This window comes from Neisseria sp. 74A18 (assembly GCF_001308005.1).
GTDB lineage: Bacteria > Pseudomonadota > Gammaproteobacteria > Burkholderiales > Neisseriaceae > Neisseria > Neisseria dumasiana.
The window spans coordinates 1-1,035 of sequence record NZ_LGZA01000072.1 but is presented as its reverse complement, the minus strand read 5'-3'; the positions used below and the strand labels follow the sequence as shown (position 1 = coordinate 1,035).

Here is a 1,035-nt window from a genome sequence, read left to right as displayed (position 1 = left end):
TCAAGGATGGGGTGATCCTTTAGGGCTTAATGGTTATCAGTGGTTACAACATCATCTTGACAGCCCCGGAATGAGAGATGCGTATAATAGAGGCATGGGAGATTTTGAAGCTGCTGCTAGAGCCCAAGCTGCTGCAAGAGAAGCAGCTAGAAGAGAAGCAATAAAAAACCGTGGAGTGATGAAAGAACCAGGTTGTGCTACTGCCTTGGGTGCGATAATGCTGAATACCATGGCTCTAAACGCAAAAAATGATCAATGTAGGCGTCTGCACACCTCTCAAGCGGGCTTAAGAGAAACCAGCGTAAAGGTAGCAGGTGGGTCAATGGCAGCGGCAGGAACAGCCTTTGTAGGTGTTCGTGCGCTACCTGCGTTAGCCACTGCAGCAAGACCTGCGGCTCAAGCATAGGAGCGTTTGTCTCCTGTAGAAAAGAGTATTGGCATTTCTACAGTAACTTCCGGTACAACTCAAACTCTTGAAAACGGGCGAATCAACGCCTGCTCTTTGGCTACCGACACTGCCAGCGGTCTTGTTGGGGCGCGTTGGGCTACGTTAGGCCAACAAACAACCAATGCAGTTGGTAGTGGCGTTTTATCTGATTCTATTTGTCAAGGAAAAACTGTAAAGGAAACGCTAAAAGGAATTCCTGGTAATGCAGTGGGAGCAGGTACTGCTTATACACTTGGTAACAAAGGAGTTGGAGATGTTGGGCAGGCTGTAGGAGGAGAAACATTGAAAGATGCTACAAATAAGGGAACTAATTTGATTTTTCCTTAATGAAAATCCTTTACGTTGAAAGATTAACTATGAAGCATAAAATTTTTGTTACTATTTGTGTAATATTTTTAATTTGTAGTTGCAATTATTTCCAGCAAAACTCTATACATTGCGATGCAATGGATGATTTAATTAGATTGGAACAATGCGCTCAAAACGGAAATGCTTCAAGCCAATATAATCTAGGGGCGCGTTATTTAAATGGTTTGGAAGCCCCTAAGGACTTAAATAAAGCTTTTTATTGGACAGAAAAAGCAGCG

Annotated in this window: 2 protein-coding genes and 1 pseudogene; all 3 read left to right on the top strand. The window is 43.3% G+C overall.

Going from position 1 to position 1,035, the window contains the following annotated elements; genetic code table 11:
* On the top strand, nt 1-406 hold a 406-nt coding region (locus tag AKG43_RS13005; protein WP_197273154.1), incomplete at its 5' end, for a hypothetical protein.
* A gap of 6 nt (nt 407-412) precedes the next feature.
* Entirely contained in the window at nt 413-775 is a 363-nt protein-coding gene (locus AKG43_RS11815) for a hypothetical protein (protein ID WP_156300681.1), read from the top strand.
* Nucleotides 776-804: 29 nt separating this feature from the next.
* Nucleotides 805-1,035: pseudogene (locus AKG43_RS11810) on the top strand (SEL1-like repeat protein); the annotation flags it as partial.